Origin of the sequence: Phaeobacter sp. SYSU ZJ3003 (assembly GCF_041300735.1) — a bacterium.
Lineage (GTDB): Bacteria > Pseudomonadota > Alphaproteobacteria > Rhodobacterales > Rhodobacteraceae > Phycobacter > Phycobacter gallaeciensis_A.
Genome location: NZ_PXNU01000195.1, coordinates 1 through 303, shown reverse-complemented (window position 1 = coordinate 303; position 303 = coordinate 1). Strand labels below are relative to the sequence as shown.

Below are 303 nucleotides of genomic sequence, written 5' to 3'. Positions count from 1 at the left end.
TTTTTTAGGATGTCGCGCTCCTGTTTCAGCACTGCGTTCTCGCGTCGCAACCGCTTCAACTCAGCATGCACGTCGACCGAAGCCTCGACCGGATCACTGGCATCCCGCTCGCGACTGAGCCATCGCGTCAATGTCGAAAGTCCAATCCCCAGATCTTCCGCGATCTCCCGCCGCGTCCGACCGCTGGTCAGTGCCAGTCTGACTGCTTCCCGCCGAAACTCCGGCGTCGGTCTGTTGCCATTTCCCATAGAACACCTCCTGGTTCCTCAGTTGGTGCTCTCCACTTTTTCAGGGCAAGTCCAG

1 protein-coding gene is annotated in these 303 nt (G+C 58.7%); it reads right to left on the bottom strand.

The window, feature by feature from the left end:
- On the bottom strand, positions 1-248 hold a 248-nt coding region (locus C6W91_RS21395), incomplete at its 3' end, for a transposase (protein ID WP_370571640.1).
- Between the last annotated feature and the right edge of the window lie 55 nt (positions 249-303).